21 protein-coding genes are annotated in these 13,796 nt (G+C 34.9%); 11 read left to right on the top strand and 10 right to left on the bottom strand.

Features of this window, described 5'->3' with window-relative positions; translation table 11 throughout:
• The first annotated feature begins 97 nt into the window (after positions 1-97).
• Entirely contained in the window at positions 98-361 is a 264-nt protein-coding gene (locus tag AB1K81_RS02140) for a NifU N-terminal domain-containing protein (protein WP_412975003.1), read from the top strand.
• Positions 362-399: 38 nt separating this feature from the next.
• Here the strand turns inward: AB1K81_RS02140 and AB1K81_RS02135 are convergent, their stop codons facing one another.
• Positions 400-798 carry a hypothetical protein gene (locus AB1K81_RS02135; protein WP_412975002.1) on the bottom strand — a complete coding sequence of 133 codons (399 nt, stop codon included), beginning with the start codon at positions 796-798 and terminating at the stop codon, positions 400-402.
• Between the two features lie 11 nt (positions 799-809).
• A complete protein-coding gene (locus AB1K81_RS02130) occupies positions 810-1,652 on the bottom strand; it encodes a YitT family protein (RefSeq protein ID WP_412975001.1) in 843 nt (280 codons plus the stop codon).
• A gap of 98 nt (positions 1,653-1,750) precedes the next feature.
• Here AB1K81_RS02130 and AB1K81_RS02125 point away from each other — a divergent pair, with 98 nt between their 5' ends.
• The 3 genes from AB1K81_RS02125 (at position 1,751) to yppF (ending at position 5,446) form a co-directional block, all read left to right on the top strand.
• Positions 1,751-2,614, top strand: a complete 864-nt coding sequence (locus AB1K81_RS02125; RefSeq protein ID WP_412975000.1) for a DegV family protein — start codon at positions 1,751-1,753, stop codon at positions 2,612-2,614.
• Positions 2,615-2,813: 199 nt separating this feature from the next.
• Positions 2,814-5,069, top strand: coding sequence for a beta-propeller domain-containing protein (locus AB1K81_RS02120; protein WP_412974999.1), 2,256 nt, complete (start codon positions 2,814-2,816; stop codon positions 5,067-5,069).
• 188 nt (positions 5,070-5,257) lie between these two features.
• A complete protein-coding gene (gene yppF, locus AB1K81_RS02115) occupies positions 5,258-5,446 on the top strand; it encodes a YppF family protein (RefSeq protein WP_412974998.1) in 189 nt (62 codons plus the stop codon).
• A gap of 54 nt (positions 5,447-5,500) precedes the next feature.
• Here yppF and AB1K81_RS02110 read toward each other — a convergent pair whose 3' ends face one another.
• The 8 genes from AB1K81_RS02110 to AB1K81_RS02075 all read right to left on the bottom strand — a co-directional run bounded on the left by AB1K81_RS02110 (position 5,501) and on the right by AB1K81_RS02075 (position 10,132).
• On the bottom strand, positions 5,501-5,902 hold the full coding sequence (locus AB1K81_RS02110) for an NUDIX hydrolase (RefSeq protein ID WP_412974997.1): 402 nt from the start codon (positions 5,900-5,902) through the stop codon (positions 5,501-5,503).
• A complete protein-coding gene (locus AB1K81_RS02105; RefSeq protein ID WP_412974996.1) occupies positions 5,902-6,387 on the bottom strand; it encodes a GyrI-like domain-containing protein in 486 nt (161 codons plus the stop codon). Before AB1K81_RS02105 ends, AB1K81_RS02110 begins: the two co-directional genes overlap by 1 nt.
• A complete protein-coding gene (locus AB1K81_RS02100; protein ID WP_412974995.1) occupies positions 6,384-6,572 on the bottom strand; it encodes a hypothetical protein in 189 nt (62 codons plus the stop codon). Before AB1K81_RS02100 ends, AB1K81_RS02105 begins: the two co-directional genes overlap by 4 nt.
• Positions 6,565-6,855 carry an NUDIX domain-containing protein gene (locus AB1K81_RS02095; RefSeq protein WP_412974994.1) on the bottom strand — a complete coding sequence of 97 codons (291 nt, stop codon included), beginning with the start codon at positions 6,853-6,855 and terminating at the stop codon, positions 6,565-6,567. Before AB1K81_RS02095 ends, AB1K81_RS02100 begins: the two co-directional genes overlap by 8 nt.
• 12 nt (positions 6,856-6,867) lie before the next feature.
• Complete coding sequence (locus AB1K81_RS02090) at positions 6,868-7,359, bottom strand: hypothetical protein (RefSeq protein WP_412974993.1); 492 nt, start codon at positions 7,357-7,359, stop codon at positions 6,868-6,870.
• Between the two features lie 99 nt (positions 7,360-7,458).
• Positions 7,459-7,887 carry a DUF1801 domain-containing protein gene (locus AB1K81_RS02085; RefSeq protein WP_412974992.1) on the bottom strand — a complete coding sequence of 143 codons (429 nt, stop codon included), beginning with the start codon at positions 7,885-7,887 and terminating at the stop codon, positions 7,459-7,461.
• 236 nt (positions 7,888-8,123) lie between these two features.
• A complete protein-coding gene (locus tag AB1K81_RS02080) occupies positions 8,124-9,623 on the bottom strand; it encodes an alpha-amylase family glycosyl hydrolase (protein ID WP_412974991.1) in 1,500 nt (499 codons plus the stop codon).
• Between the two features lie 143 nt (positions 9,624-9,766).
• Positions 9,767-10,132 (bottom strand): YisL family protein, encoded by a 366-nt coding sequence (locus tag AB1K81_RS02075; RefSeq protein WP_412974990.1) that lies wholly within the window; start codon positions 10,130-10,132, stop codon positions 9,767-9,769.
• Positions 10,133-10,342: 210 nt separating this feature from the next.
• On the opposite strand from AB1K81_RS02075, the gene AB1K81_RS02070 reads away from it, so the two are divergent.
• The 7 genes from AB1K81_RS02070 (at position 10,343) to AB1K81_RS02040 (ending at position 13,757) form a co-directional block, all read left to right on the top strand.
• Positions 10,343-11,539 (top strand): ornithine--oxo-acid transaminase, encoded by a 1,197-nt coding sequence (locus AB1K81_RS02070; protein ID WP_412974989.1) that lies wholly within the window; start codon positions 10,343-10,345, stop codon positions 11,537-11,539.
• Positions 11,540-11,789: 250 nt separating this feature from the next.
• Entirely contained in the window at positions 11,790-12,002 is a 213-nt protein-coding gene (locus tag AB1K81_RS02065) for a spore germination protein (RefSeq protein WP_412974988.1), read from the top strand.
• Between the two features lie 16 nt (positions 12,003-12,018).
• Positions 12,019-12,234, top strand: a complete 216-nt coding sequence (locus AB1K81_RS02060; protein ID WP_412974987.1) for a spore germination protein GerPB — start codon at positions 12,019-12,021, stop codon at positions 12,232-12,234.
• Between the two features lie 85 nt (positions 12,235-12,319).
• On the top strand, positions 12,320-12,907 hold the full coding sequence (gene gerPC, locus AB1K81_RS02055) for a spore germination protein GerPC (RefSeq protein ID WP_412974986.1): 588 nt from the start codon (positions 12,320-12,322) through the stop codon (positions 12,905-12,907).
• On the top strand, positions 12,907-13,083 hold the full coding sequence (locus tag AB1K81_RS02050; RefSeq protein WP_412974985.1) for a spore gernimation protein GerPD: 177 nt from the start codon (positions 12,907-12,909) through the stop codon (positions 13,081-13,083). Before gerPC ends, AB1K81_RS02050 begins: the two co-directional genes overlap by 1 nt.
• A gap of 8 nt (positions 13,084-13,091) precedes the next feature.
• Positions 13,092-13,460, top strand: coding sequence for a spore germination protein GerPE (locus AB1K81_RS02045; RefSeq protein WP_412974984.1), 369 nt, complete (start codon positions 13,092-13,094; stop codon positions 13,458-13,460).
• 78 nt (positions 13,461-13,538) lie between these two features.
• Positions 13,539-13,757: a spore germination protein gene (locus AB1K81_RS02040; protein ID WP_412974983.1), complete on the top strand. Its 219-nt coding sequence runs from the start codon at positions 13,539-13,541 to the stop codon at positions 13,755-13,757.
• The last annotated feature ends 39 nt before the right edge of the window (positions 13,758-13,796 follow it).

Here is a 13,796-nt window from a genome sequence, read left to right as displayed (position 1 = left end):
CTCATTCTTATATGAGCACCTTTTCCCTATTTTCCTTTTTTCTTCTGTACTTTTCTGCTAATATAGATTTAAAAGATTCATGTGGGAGGTAGAACTAATGGGAGTTAGAGCTGAAACAACACCAAATCCAAATGCGATTAAATTTACGACAGATAAGCTAATTTTTGAAGGTACAAACAGTATTTCGGTTATGCCTGGTGATACTAGTGAATATGAAGTAATGAATGATTTATTGAAACTAGAAGGTGTTGATAACGTATTTGGTTATCAAAATTTCATTACAGTAAATAAAAGCTTCGATGCTGAATGGGACGATGTAACACCTAAAGTAAAAGAAGTTTTTGAAAAACATGGATATTAATACATAAAAAATGAGGATATTTTTATCCTCATTTTTATTTACTCTTTTAAATCTAATGGTATGTAGTTTGGATTGATGATTTTTCCATCCTCTGTTTTCGTATACATTGTTACAATAACAACTTCATCAGAGCTTGTTATCTCTTCAGTAATGCCCACTACTAATTCAAAGGCTCCCCACTGTCCATCAACAGAAACGCGTTCTTCTTTCTTTACTGATTTCACTCCTTGTTCCGCTTTATAATAAAATTCATTATTTGATGCATTTACCTCGCCTGTAATAATAGCTTGGTTACGTTCAACTTGAATATCTACATTCCGAAAGTTGGCAAATACATCAGTATCTACTTCTGAAACTTGCTCTTTTGGTTCTCCTTTTTCATTGCCACATGCTGCAAGTAACAGCAACCCTACTATGATAAACACTTTTTTCAACACAATCATTCCCCTTACTCTTTTCTGAAAAAACCATATATACCGGCTGTTTGAACAATATTAGTAAATGCTTCTGGATCTACTTCTTGAATTATTTTCTCTAAGTCATATAACTCATAACGCGTAATAACAAGGTAAAGCATATGCTTGTCTTGATTTGTATAAGCCCCAACTGCTGGTAATATTGTAATCCCACGAACCATCGTATCATGAATTGCTTTTTGCAGTTCTTTTGCCTTCTTCGTAACAATCATCGCCGTTAGCTTATTATAACGTGTGTGTATTGTATCAATCACTCGCGTTGTTACATAAAGTGCCACCATGGTATATAATGCATTTTCTGGTTCATATAAAAGTCCTGCAAGTGCAATAATAATAGCATTTAACGAAATAAAGTACAGTCCAATCGGTTTGTCATTCATACGGGATAAAACCATCGCAACGATATCCATTCCACCGGTGGAAGCACCAATCTTTAGTGTCATTCCTACTCCTATTCCTGCTACCAGCCCACCAAATACGGCATTTAAAATAATATCCTCTGATAGTTGAACAATTGGTAGAAACTGTAAAAATAAGGATGAAAATATAACAGAAATAATACTATAAATCGTAAATCCTTTCCCTACTTTAAACCATCCTAAAATAAATACAGGAATATTTAATAACAATAAAAGAATACCTGTCGATACATGAAAGCCAACAAAATCACTAAATACGCTCGATATAAGCTGTGCGGTACCAGTAAAACCACTAGCATAAACATTAGCACTTTCTAAAAATAAATTTAAAGATAAAGCATTTAGCAGTGACCCAATAATTACAACTAATATTCGCTTGGCCTCTATTAAAAACATAACAATCTCCTTTTTTATATCAATTATTTTGACTATATCCCATTATAGCTATAAACTAAACATAATATAATTTTTTTAATAGAATGAGGTGGATTGAAATGAGCAATATTAAAATTATGGCAGATTCAGCAAGTGATCTTACAAAAGATTACTTTACTGAATATGACATGGAAATGGTCTCCTTAACGGTTCATTTAGATGATACGGACTATAAGGACGGGATTGACATTACACCTAAGAACGTTTTTGATTCGATGCGTAAAGGGAAATCTCCAAAAACTTCTCAAGTGTCACCACAGACTTTCAAATCTATTTTTACCAAGTATGCTGAATCAAATCAAACATTAATTTATTTAGCATTTTCATCTGAGCTATCTGGTACATATCAAACGGCAAAAATGATGGAGCAAGAAGTAAAAGAAGAATTTCCAGAGGCCGATATACATGTAATTGATACGAAATGTGCATCCATCGGTTATGGATTAGTTGTGCTAAATGCAGCTAAGATGGCAAAGGATGGAAAGAGTAAGGAAGAAATTATTGATGACGCCAGAAAACGCGCGTTAAATATGGAGCACATCTTTACGGTTGATGACTTGGAATATTTGAAGCGTGGCGGAAGAGTTAGTAAAACAGCTGCTTTTGTTGGGTCATTGTTAAATATCAAACCAATACTCCATGTGGAACAAGGGAAATTAATTCCCCTTGAAAAAATGCGTGGTACGAAGAAGCTTTTAGGACGGATGATCGAGCTAATGGAAGAGCGTGGTGGAGACTTTGAAAATCAAGTTATCGGTATTAGTCATGGTGATGATATAGAACGAGCTGAAAAACTTGCCGAAATGATCAAGGAGAAATTTGGGGTTAAGGAATTTGTTATTGAATTTGTTGGCTCAGCAATCGGAGCTCACTCAGGACCAGGGACACTAGCACTATTTTTCTTAAATAAATCATTCAAATAAAATGAACATGCGGAAATCGATCAGATTACCGCATGTTTTTTTATGTCGGTAGTCACAAATGTAAAGGCTAAGCACCCATTAGAACAACTCTTTATACGAGGAATACCCCTTAAGGAATAAACATTTTGAAACATATTTTGAAATGGCTTCGTCTTACTGATAAAGGCTAATTTTTCCTTTAAAAAATGAGGTGGAAAAAGTGTATAAAAGGATTGGGTTAATTAGTATTGTCGTTATAGTTGGTATTTGGATGCTCCTCGTGTTTGATTTCTCAAATAAAATTACAGCTGAAATTCCCCAAGCATCCAGTTTTGTTCCGACATTCAAAGATTGGACTGTTCAGTTTTCCGAGCCTATGGATCCAGAAACATTTACTGAAGAAACCGTCATTGTAAAAAATAAGCAAGGAGAACATGTTACTACAGAGATGGAATGGAATGACTCTTACACTGTATTAACCATATTCGCTCCAGACGATGGTTATACAATTGATAATGAATATGCTATTACTATCTCTAATAATGTTAGAACTGCAAATGGGAAAAAATTACCTGACCAATTCAAACATACTTTTACTGCAGTAGCAGACTTACCAAAAATTAAAGATCAAAAGCAGCTTGTTACCCTACTAAAAGAAAGAATGGAAGAACAATCGAGTGAATCTAAATTATTTAACTCCGTCACTAGTGAAGGTTCTGCTGAAGTTGAATCATCAGACACAGCCTCTGACGTGAGCAGTGGTGAGGCTGGAGAGACTTCATCAACGAATGTTCAAGTACAAGGAATTGATGAAGCAGATATTGTAAAGACGGATGGCGAGTCCATTTTCTTTGTTCGTGATGGGGATATTCTTATCACATCAGCCGAAAAACAAAACAGCACGTTATTAAGTCAAATAAAAGTGAAGAACTTTTATCCTCAAGAAATGTATATCTATAATGGATTACTAATTACAATCGGACAAAAAGTAGAGCCATTACGAAAAAGAGAGGAAAAAGATGCTGCTAACGGTGAGATTGGAATCCCTGAACCCTTTTACCATAATCAAACATCCATTTTAGTTTTTGACGTAAAAAATCCAGAAGAACCAAAGCAAATCCGTGAAGTAAGTCAGGAAGGATTCTATAGTTCATCTAGAATACTCGACGGCTATTTGTATTTAATCGCAAATGAGCATCCACCTTTTCATATTTTAGAGACAAATGAAGATGTGGATGTTAGACCATTTATAAAGGACACTGCAGTAAGTGAAGAAAGTATACCAGTCAATTATGACAAAATGTACTTCTTTCCAGAAAGTAAGGAAGAACAGTTTTTAATTCTTACTTCTCTTGACCTCAATGATATGGAAAAGGAAGCAAATATTGAAACATATCTGGGGGCTTCCGATCAAATCTACATGTCCCATAACAATCTTTATGTAGCGGTTAATAAATACAAGGAGATTGAATCAGATGAAAACAAGGTGACAGAAACCAATGATGACCCTGTAGCTGACATGATGATTTGGCGTCCAAGAGACGTTGATACGGAAATTACACAATTTCGTGTTGAAGAAGGAACATTAACGTACCATGCATCTACGGTTGTTAATGGTACACTCATTAATCAATTTGCAATGGATGAACGAAATAATACGTTCCGAGTTGCAACTACAAAAGGTGATACTTGGGATGACGAACAACAGTCTACTAACAATTTATATACTTTCGATTTAAACTTAAAACCACTAGGTGCGGTTGAAGGATTGGCTGAAGGAGAAAGAATATACAGTGTTCGCTTTATGGATGAAGTAGCTTATATGGTTACGTTTAAACAGGTTGATCCATTGTTTGTTATTGACCTAAAGGATCCGGCTAAACCAACTGTTCTAGGCGAATTAAAAATACCTGGTTTTAGCAATTACTTACATCCACTCGATGAGAACCATGTAATAGGCTTTGGGCAAGACACGCAGCTTTTGGAAGAAGAAGGTGTGAGTGAACCAGTAGTCCGAACGGATGGAATAAAAATATCTGTTTTTGATGTTAGTGACCCAACTAACCCTATCGAAAAATATTCCGAAGTAATAGGGCAAGGTGGTTCATACTCTGAGCTACTTCATAATCATAAAGTACTGTTCAAACATCAGACCGAAAGCATTTTCGGGTTTCCAGCAGTTCTATCAGAGACTAAGAAGGTTCATAAAGGTGATATAACTTATGAGGAATATAAGGTAATATTTGAAGGTGCATTACTGTATGAAATCACACCCGATGGGATTGAATTTTTAAATTCGATTACACATCAAGGTGAATTTAAAGAATATCCAGAATGGACTTCTGAGGTTAAAAGAATAGTATTAGTTGATGATTCCATATACACGTTATCTTGGGATAAAATGAAGGTGTATGACCTGAATCAAAAGAAAAATTTGGCAACTATAGAATTACCAGAGCTTTCATTTGAATATTAATCCATGTTGGAGGGAGCATTAAAGCTTCCTCCTCTTTTTTATATAGAAAATAGTACTATACATAACGCTTACAACAAGCCAGCCTTTTTCAAATCTGCAAAAATCCATCTTTTTATCATTATTACGGAAACTTAATCATATACTTTTTATACAGTTGTACTAGCAACTTTCTTAAAGGAGGGCATTTTATGCTAATAAATGAATTAGTCTCTGACTATGAAACGGAGCGAAGGGAATCTCCTAAAACGTTAAACGATATTTTAGACTACTACCAAAAGAAATACATTGCTGGTGAAATTGATATTAGATTTTACCGAGATGTGTACAACTTTTTACATCAGCAAGGTGCCACCTCCGCCCACGAATACATCTACTAAATGCTAGCCTAAAATTAGGCTATTTCTTTTAAAAAAAGCCAGATGTTAGAATTTTTATAACACCTGGCTTTGTATTACTTCTATTATTGTTTTTTTATCTTCTGGATAAGCATGTTCAATAACGTTTAATTCCTCTAAAGAGACCCACGACATTTCCGCAATGAGCTGATCAGGGTCATCAATTCCACTACTTTCTCCAATTTTATCCACTAAAAAATAATGAGTCGTTACAGCTATACCTTGAATTTCTGTCTCTTTAATGTAAAGTGCTTTTTTAATTTTAATGTTGTACCCCGTCTCTTCTCTTACTTCCCGCACACAACATTCTTCAGGAGTTTCCCCTACTTCCATTTCCCCTGAGGGTACTGCCCACGCTTTTGTTCCCTTTCCTCGAACCATCAAAACTTCTCTAGCCTCATTTATACAAATTGCTGCTGCCCCGCTCCATTCCTTCATCATTTCACTTCCTGCACAGTATCTAACAGCATGACATCAATATTTTGAGGATCATTCCATTTATTAAAAATTTCTAAATGCCATGTACTTGTTAAACGCTTATAATTATTTTCCTCCATCCAGTTTTGTAATTTTTCATAGGCTGCTATAATTTCTATATTTGCCCCTTGATGAGTCCAAACAGCATAAGTTTGAGCTGGAATAGTCAAAGCTACCATGCCATCAGGAATATCTTCAAATTGTTCCACCTCTACACATACCCAGTAACCGTCTTCCTCATCTCTATTAGTATCAACAACAAATGCTCCAATTTGAACGGAAGGATTTACCAAATGTTTAATTTTCCCAATCTCATCAGCCAATCTTTTAGCCGCTTTTGGAATTTCCACACTATATTCATCACCGGGACAAAGCACCCGATATCCTACCAATTTTAACTCACCAACTCTAGTGATTGTTTTACTTGTGAATAATTTCGCATTCATTCTATTTTCCCCCTTAATGATTTTAAGCCATCTAAAATCTTCATATCTACCTCATCAATTGGACCAATTTCCTCTTCCAAGTCCCAAAACTTTATCTTGGATGTTTCCTCATTTTCCATAAACGGATTAAGACTATCAACCATTGAAAAATATACCGGATTATATTTGAAAGTTCCTTCAGACATAACCTCCGATTTTAATAGCCCTATAAACTCTAAAATCATTAACCCTCTGTCCTGTTTCCTCATAAAGTTCACGAATCGCACATTCTTTATGAGATTCATCCCCTTCCCTACTACCTGCTGGTAATTCCCATTGATTCCTCCACACATTAAAACAAAGTAAATACCTTTTATAACATTGAATAATCGCAAAGGACCCTGCTACTGGTTCATATCGATTAATTTCATCTTCGGGTACATGTAAAAAATCCTGAAACCTTAATCCATTATTTTTTGTTTGAACCATTACCTCCCCCCTTTAAAAGCTTTTCTCTTTAAACTTATCAAAGTACTTTAACCATTTAAGAAGATTTTTTTCTATATTTGAATCGGTAGAAAGAAGTAACGATTGTAACTCTTCATTCTCTATGTATAAATGTTCCGTCCAAATTTTATCCGTCTTTTTTTGTGAAGAGGCGAAGTTACCAAAATACGCTTCTTGTATCAATCTTCTATCGTCCAGATTAATAAAAAAGATAAAATAACCATTTTCTATTAATTCGATTAACGATTGTTTATTAAGCTGCTTCGTATAATTCGGCTCAATTAAGACAAGTTTGTATTCTTGTAATGCATCATTGATCGCCATGGAATGACTAGAATCTATTGGTAGTTTTTCAAGTTCTGCGATAAGTTTTTTATTATCACCTATATATTGAACTCCGGATGTAAGAATTTTCTCTTCTATTTCTTCAGGAGAACAACCAGCTAATAAGATAAATATTAGCAATATGAGTATATTTCGCATCAAATGATTTCCTCCTCAAAGCTTTCCGTCATCAAGATTCAATGTGATTACCTAGTCTATTAGCAGGAAAATGACTGTAATTCCTAATAACATTCTAATCTCTTATTCCTGTACATCAGGATACAATTTCAGTAAAAATTCCATAGACTGCTTAATTAAAGCCTTTAATACATCAACATCGATGTCCGAAAGCTTATTAATATAAACACAAGCTTTACCTGACGTATGTTTCCCAAACTTCTTTAATAACTCATCACGATTCGGGTCACCTGTTGCGAAGTATAAACTAATCTTTGCTTTTCGGGGAGAGAAACCAACAAGTGGTGCATCCCCTTCATGACCGGATTCATATTTGTAATGATAGGATCCAAAACCAATTATACTTGGCCCCCACATTTTCGCAGCAAATCCAGTAGTTTCTGTAAAGATATCTAGAAGTTTATAGGCATCTTCTTTTTTCTTAAGACTCTCCACCTTTTCAATAAATTCTAATACACTATTATCATTCCACTTTGTTTTTAATTCGTACATATTGTCCACTCCTATTTCGTGCATATTTCCCTTTGTTATTTCAATTCTACACTTCTTATGGAAGTTTTAACCTGGTTATAACGAATGGTAATAATTTTAGATTAGCATAATATTTCAAAAATTCATAAGAAATTTCAAAAATATAATGGTAATATTATAGCCCTATTTGGCAACATCTTCTCTTACAAAATAAAAAAGCATTAGCCTTAAACGCCTAATGCTATCTTTATTTCTGTCTATTCTTCTATTTCACGCTTTTTCTGCTTTCTACTTAAATAAACTACAGCTATAACAAACAAGAATATAATAATAATAACAGGAGCAACAAATCCCCAGTTTACACCTGAATTTTCTTCCACTATAAAGACATCTGCTGACTCTCTTGCTAAGCCTACTTTATATTCCCCATCGTTTATTTCTCTTACAATGTTATCACCGAGAAGACCTCTTAGTTGCAGTCCCGATTCTAAATCAGGGATGGAAACAACTCTTGATACACTATCATTATTAATCGCAATATACATTATTTCATTTTGGTAGGTTCGCTTATAAAGACTCATCCCCTTATCAGATCCAACTAACTCATAATCTCCATATTGGAGAGCAGGGAATTCATTTCGTAGTGCTAGTACCCTAGAAAAAACTTCTTCTAATTCCTGTTCACCACTGTTAAAGTTAATTAACCGATGAATTTGTTCAATTCCCGCACCATACATTGGAATGTCAGACCCTTGAAAAATAATTGGTACACCTGGTGTCGTTAACAAAGATACTAATACAAGATTCCACGTATTAACATCATCCCTTTTATTCGCAGCTGCTACTTGAGTAAAACGGTCAATTGTTTTATTATCCACATAAAGAAGACTATTTTCTATCCCAAGTTCATCCCATTTTTCATAAATTTGATCTACAGGGTTATCAACACTGGAAAAGACATTAGCTATTGTATTGGAAAGCTCCGGATTATCTATTACATCAATTGCTTGAATTTCTTTAAGTTCTTGTGGAACTTCTTCCCCTAGCACATCCGCTATTATATATGCATTTGAATTTTCAACTTTTATTTCAGATGACAATTGCTCTAAAAAGTTAGGTGAAGCTTGATCGGCAGCATGTAAAATAAACCCATCTACATTTCCTTCATTCAGCCAGAACTTCGCTACATCCACTAGCATCTCTTGCACTTCAGGATTGTCTTGATTTAAAACAGCAACGTCCTCTAACCAAGGTTCCTTCGTTATATCCACCTTTACATTTGGTATAATCCAATCTTGCATATTTGGATCGGTTACAATTGGGTGACTATTTGCTACATAATTTGTAACTAGCTCAATAATGACTTTCATATCACGATCATGTGCTTCTTGAACTAAGGACTGAAACTCTTCCATTGTACCAAATTGTTCTTCAACTGAATAAAAATCTTCAACCCAATAGCCGTGGTAACCATCTGTAGCATTTTCCATGATAGGCGACAAGGTAATAGTTGTAAAACCTAACTTCTTTATATCATCTAGCTTTAACTTGATTCCTTCAATATCACCACCATGATAGGCAAGTGGATCATCTATCCGAACCTGATCACTAAATGCTTGATTTCCGTTATTAAAACGGTCTACTAAAATATCATAAATTATTTCTTCCTGAATGTTATCATCATCTGCAAAACTTACAACTGGATATGTATTTAGTAATAACAGTATCGCAATAAGTAAACTTGATATTTTTTTCATTTTATTTCCTCCAGCATTATTCACTCTTCATCCATTATTACCTAACTCTGCTTATAATCAACCAAAACTATCAAATTGTAGAAAAAACGACACAAAAAATGCCTCAAAGTGAAGGTACTTCCTCTGAGACACTCTTTTTACCTTTAATTAAATCCGCCTGGCAACCGGAAAAATCCTAAGGCTATTGTTATAATAAATGCTACTATTAACACACTCCAGCCAACTTTAGCAGAATCTCCGTCTTTTATTTTACCTAATGTCATTTCCATTCCAGCTATTACCCCAATACCAGCAATTCCTTTAACAATTGCTTCTGCCAACATTGGACTACCATTAAAGTAATTCATGATTAAGTCTCCACCAGAATAAAGAATTAATAAATAATCTAATCGTAGAATCATTTGTACGATCTTAGCTGCTTTCTCTTTTCCTTGTTTATGTAATACTAACGCGACGATGAACAGTATAAATGCAAGTGCCCAAGCCGTAACATGTAAATGAGTATTCATTCTCTTCCTCCTATTTGATACAAGTCTAAAGTAATTCTATCTTATCATATCATGAAAGGAAGTTCAGCATATATGAACATTACGTGAAAACATTAGATTTATATAAAACAATAACTATAAATATTCTTTTTAGTGTATAATTATACCTAAACATATAGTTTAATATTTTCAATAGTTGTGTTACATTTGCATATATAGGAGGCGATTTTTATGACTAAATTGAGTGAAAAGATTATTAACCAGACTGATACTTATGGTGCAAAGAACTATCATCCCCTTCCAGTAGTTGTAGCTAAAGCTGAAGGTGTTTGGGTTGAAGATCCTGAGGGAAATCGTTATATGGATATGCTAAGTGCATATTCTGCTGTTAACCAAGGTCACCGTCACCCTAAAATAATTGATGCATTAGTAAAACAAGCAGGAAAAGTTACACTTACATCACGTGCATTCCATAATGACCAGTTAGGTCCATGGTATGAAAAAATATGTCAGCTAACAAATAAGGATATGGCACTTCCAATGAATACTGGTGCTGAAGCAGTAGAAACCGCTGTTAAAGCAGCTCGTCGCTGGGCTTACGACGTAAAAGGTGTTCAAGAAAACAAAGCAGAAATTATTGCATGTGAAGGTAACTTCCATGGTCGTACGATGCTAGCGGTATCATTATCATCTGAAGCTGAATACAAGCGTGGCTTCGGTCCAATGCTACCTGGAATAAAATTAATTCCTTATGGTGACATTGATGCACTTAAAGCAGCCATTAATGAAAACACTGCTGGATTCTTATTTGAGCCTATCCAAGGTGAAGCAGGAATCGTTATCCCACCGGATGGATTTTTAAAAGAAGCTTATGAAGTATGTAAAGAAAATAACGTACTCTACATAGCAGATGAAATCCAAGCTGGGCTAGCACGTACAGGTAAAATGTTCGCATGTGATTGGGAAGAAGTAGAACCTGATATGCTTATACTTGGGAAAGCATTAGGTGGTGGTGTCATGCCAATTTCATGTGTTGTTGCCAATAAAGACATCTTAGGGGTATTTAATCCAGGGTCTCATGGGTCTACATTTGGCGGTAATCCTTTAGCTTGTGCAGTTTCTTTGGCTTCTTTAGAAGTAGTGGAAGAAGAAAAATTAGCCGAGCGTTCATTAGAACTTGGTGAGTACATGATGCAAGCGCTACGTAATATCGACAATCCTAAAATCAAAGAAGTTCGTGGTAAAGGATTATTTATCGGTGTAGAATTAACGGAATCTGCACGCCCTTATTGTGAAGCATTAAAGGAAAAAGGTTTACTTTGTAAAGAAACCCACGAAAACGTTATCCGCTTCGCTCCTCCACTTATCATTGATAAAGATGATTTAGATTGGGCAATTAGTCATATTAAAGACGTATTAAAAGGATAATATTTTGATGCCGTACTTCCAATACGGCATCTTTTTTATGGTTTGGTTGATTTTTTTCTAAAGTAGTTAATACTATTTACTTATGGATGATGATTTCGATATTTAGTTGATGTTTGTCCATTTCGGTTGATCCCCCTTTTACCAATCATTCGACACTCCCTAATGATCATATCATTCTTTAAATTTAGTACTAGCCTATCCTTTCAACAATTCCATAGTCCATCATAAACTATATAGGAGGAGGATTCATATGCCAGCAAAAGTAGGAGCTGTAAAAGTAAACACTGTGTCATCTTCAAGCATTTTTAATATTGGCGATGTTTATACGATGAATCCGATAAGTAGTGCGAAAACGTATGCTGGTGGAGGGTCTTTTAATACAGGAGATGGGTTACGCATTAATTTAAACCAATCTAATACGTACGTTTATGACAAAGATAATATTGATCAGCCAACAGCTTAAAATTGGAGTGAAGAAAATGAATATAACCGTTCATCAATCTATTCATATTAATCTACTAAAGGTCGGAGCGATTTCAAACTCCTCTGTTTTACAAATAGGAAGTACAGGGGCTATACAAGCAAAATCTGAATTATATAATTCAGGTGGTTTCACTGAGTTTGCTGAAGAAGCTAAGGCACAAGGACAGTATAGCCCAGTTGTTCAACTAGCACCACAGTCTCCGTTCACATAATAGTTTATTCCGCATAGGATATCATAGGTATTCGCCCAAGAATCAATAACTTTTCTTAAACCAACTACCAGAGAGGGGAATGACTATGAATATGTATGATTGGAATAATTTCATCTATGAATTACAGCAAATAACATACAAACAAAACGAACAAATCAGATTACTAGAAGAAAGAATAACTAATCTTGAAAAACAAATTCAAGAAAATGCTAGTCCAACCATCGATAAAATAGAATATCATTTTGACCAACTTAAAATAGAGCGATTAGACGGCACATTACACATCGGTCTTTCCCCTAATGATTTAGCAAATATCGATGATTTTGGAATCCCTACAGTTCATACAACCAATTCACCACAACCACTTAATCAAAGACTTATCCCTAACTTAAATAACTTCGTGAACGAGCAAGCCCCAGCAATAATTAGGAGCTTATCGGAAAAATATAATAAATCTATAGATAAAAAATTAGAAGGAGACATGATTCATGATATTCTAGGCCAAATTCCTGATCGAATCGCATTTTATGAGAAAGAAGCAAGGGAAAAACATCAATTAACCAATTCAGAGCAACTAGAAAGCTTTATTCAAGATCAGGTAAAAAAAGAAATCTATCATTCCCTTCAACGTTTTATGGAAAACTCTGATGTTCATAAAGGAGAAGAATCATAATGAATATAGAAGTGCATAATTGGGGGTTAGCTGTTGGTGATGTAGCCATAGACGCAATTACTGCTTCCTCTGTGTTTTTAATTGGGGATAACGAGGTCATCAGACTGTCTTCGTTTTATGATACTCCACCTGAATCTTATATCGTGGGCTCTATCGTCCCACTATCCCCTGTTTAGGTGATAATATGGATCAACGATATGTTCACGTCTCTAATGCCGCCATTAATTCTATCGCCTTTAGTTCAATATTTAATATTGGGGATACCGTACATTTTAATCCATTATTCAAAGGAATTGCAGTACAACGAGAAGGTATTTCCTGGAATGATAATTATGATATGGAATATAGTGATTTCCCGCTATTCCAACGAACTGCAAGTTGGATTGAGGAAGAGTTACCTATCAAAGTGAACCAATTACATCACAATGACAATATATTGGTTGGTAATGTTTCCATTACCGGACTTAGTGAATCGTCCACTATACAAATTGGTGGATTAAAACATATTAATGCAGAAGCAAGAATTAAGCATATACGGATGTTGAAAGAATAAAAATCTAATGAAACATACACACAGGTTATGCTTATCTAACATACTGTAAAGTAAACTCTTCTTATAGTAGGTGTTTTTATGCCATCAATCGTCGGACCAATTAAAATCAATAGCATTGGGGGAGGCGTTGTTAATTTTGGTGATTCATTTTACCTTTCACCTAAAAGCACATCCAAAACGGTTGCTGGTTCTGGCTCTTTAAACACTGGGGACTTTATTAATACAAATACTGGAGCTAACCTAACCAACCCATTTGATCCAGACGTAAACGATCAAACCCAAACCGCTAATACGTAAAAAACGTCTCAGAAAAGGGCTGATACCCTTTTTGAGACG

This window comes from Ornithinibacillus jepli, from assembly GCF_047228935.1.
Classification (GTDB): domain Bacteria; phylum Bacillota; class Bacilli; order Bacillales; family Amphibacillaceae; genus Ornithinibacillus.
Note: the sequence above shows the minus strand (reverse complement) of the source record. Positions and strands in the feature narration are given on the sequence as shown.

Excerpts from the sequence above, each read along its gene's own strand:
- AB1K81_RS02070 (WP_412974989.1), top strand. The coding sequence starts at position 10,343 with ATGACTAAATTGAGTGAAAAGATTATTAACCAGACTGATACTTATGGT.
- AB1K81_RS02040 (WP_412974983.1), top strand. The coding sequence starts at position 13,539 with ATGCCATCAATCGTCGGACCAATTAAAATCAATAGCATTGGGGGAGGC.
- AB1K81_RS02045 (WP_412974984.1), top strand. The coding sequence starts at position 13,092 with ATGGATCAACGATATGTTCACGTCTCTAATGCCGCCATTAATTCTATC.
- AB1K81_RS02110 (WP_412974997.1), bottom strand. The coding sequence starts at position 5,902 with ATGAAGGAATGGAGCGGGGCAGCAGCAATTTGTATAAATGAGGCTAGA.
- AB1K81_RS02105 (WP_412974996.1), bottom strand. The coding sequence starts at position 6,387 with ATGAATGCGAAATTATTCACAAGTAAAACAATCACTAGAGTTGGTGAG.
- AB1K81_RS02080 (WP_412974991.1), bottom strand. The coding sequence starts at position 9,623 with ATGAAAAAAATATCAAGTTTACTTATTGCGATACTGTTATTACTAAAT.
- AB1K81_RS02050 (WP_412974985.1), top strand. The coding sequence starts at position 12,907 with ATGAATATAGAAGTGCATAATTGGGGGTTAGCTGTTGGTGATGTAGCC.
- AB1K81_RS02065 (WP_412974988.1), top strand. The coding sequence starts at position 11,790 with ATGCCAGCAAAAGTAGGAGCTGTAAAAGTAAACACTGTGTCATCTTCA.
- AB1K81_RS02085 (WP_412974992.1), bottom strand. The coding sequence starts at position 7,887 with ATGTACGAATTAAAAACAAAGTGGAATGATAATAGTGTATTAGAATTT.
- yppF (WP_412974998.1), top strand. The coding sequence starts at position 5,258 with ATGCTAATAAATGAATTAGTCTCTGACTATGAAACGGAGCGAAGGGAA.
- AB1K81_RS02100 (WP_412974995.1), bottom strand. The coding sequence starts at position 6,572 with ATGTCTGAAGGAACTTTCAAATATAATCCGGTATATTTTTCAATGGTT.
- AB1K81_RS02140 (WP_412975003.1), top strand. The coding sequence starts at position 98 with ATGGGAGTTAGAGCTGAAACAACACCAAATCCAAATGCGATTAAATTT.
- gerPC (WP_412974986.1), top strand. The coding sequence starts at position 12,320 with ATGAATATGTATGATTGGAATAATTTCATCTATGAATTACAGCAAATA.
- AB1K81_RS02060 (WP_412974987.1), top strand. The coding sequence starts at position 12,019 with ATGAATATAACCGTTCATCAATCTATTCATATTAATCTACTAAAGGTC.
- AB1K81_RS02095 (WP_412974994.1), bottom strand. The coding sequence starts at position 6,855 with ATGGTTCAAACAAAAAATAATGGATTAAGGTTTCAGGATTTTTTACAT.
- AB1K81_RS02125 (WP_412975000.1), top strand. The coding sequence starts at position 1,751 with ATGAGCAATATTAAAATTATGGCAGATTCAGCAAGTGATCTTACAAAA.
- AB1K81_RS02075 (WP_412974990.1), bottom strand. The coding sequence starts at position 10,132 with ATGAATACTCATTTACATGTTACGGCTTGGGCACTTGCATTTATACTG.
- AB1K81_RS02130 (WP_412975001.1), bottom strand. The coding sequence starts at position 1,652 with ATGTTTTTAATAGAGGCCAAGCGAATATTAGTTGTAATTATTGGGTCA.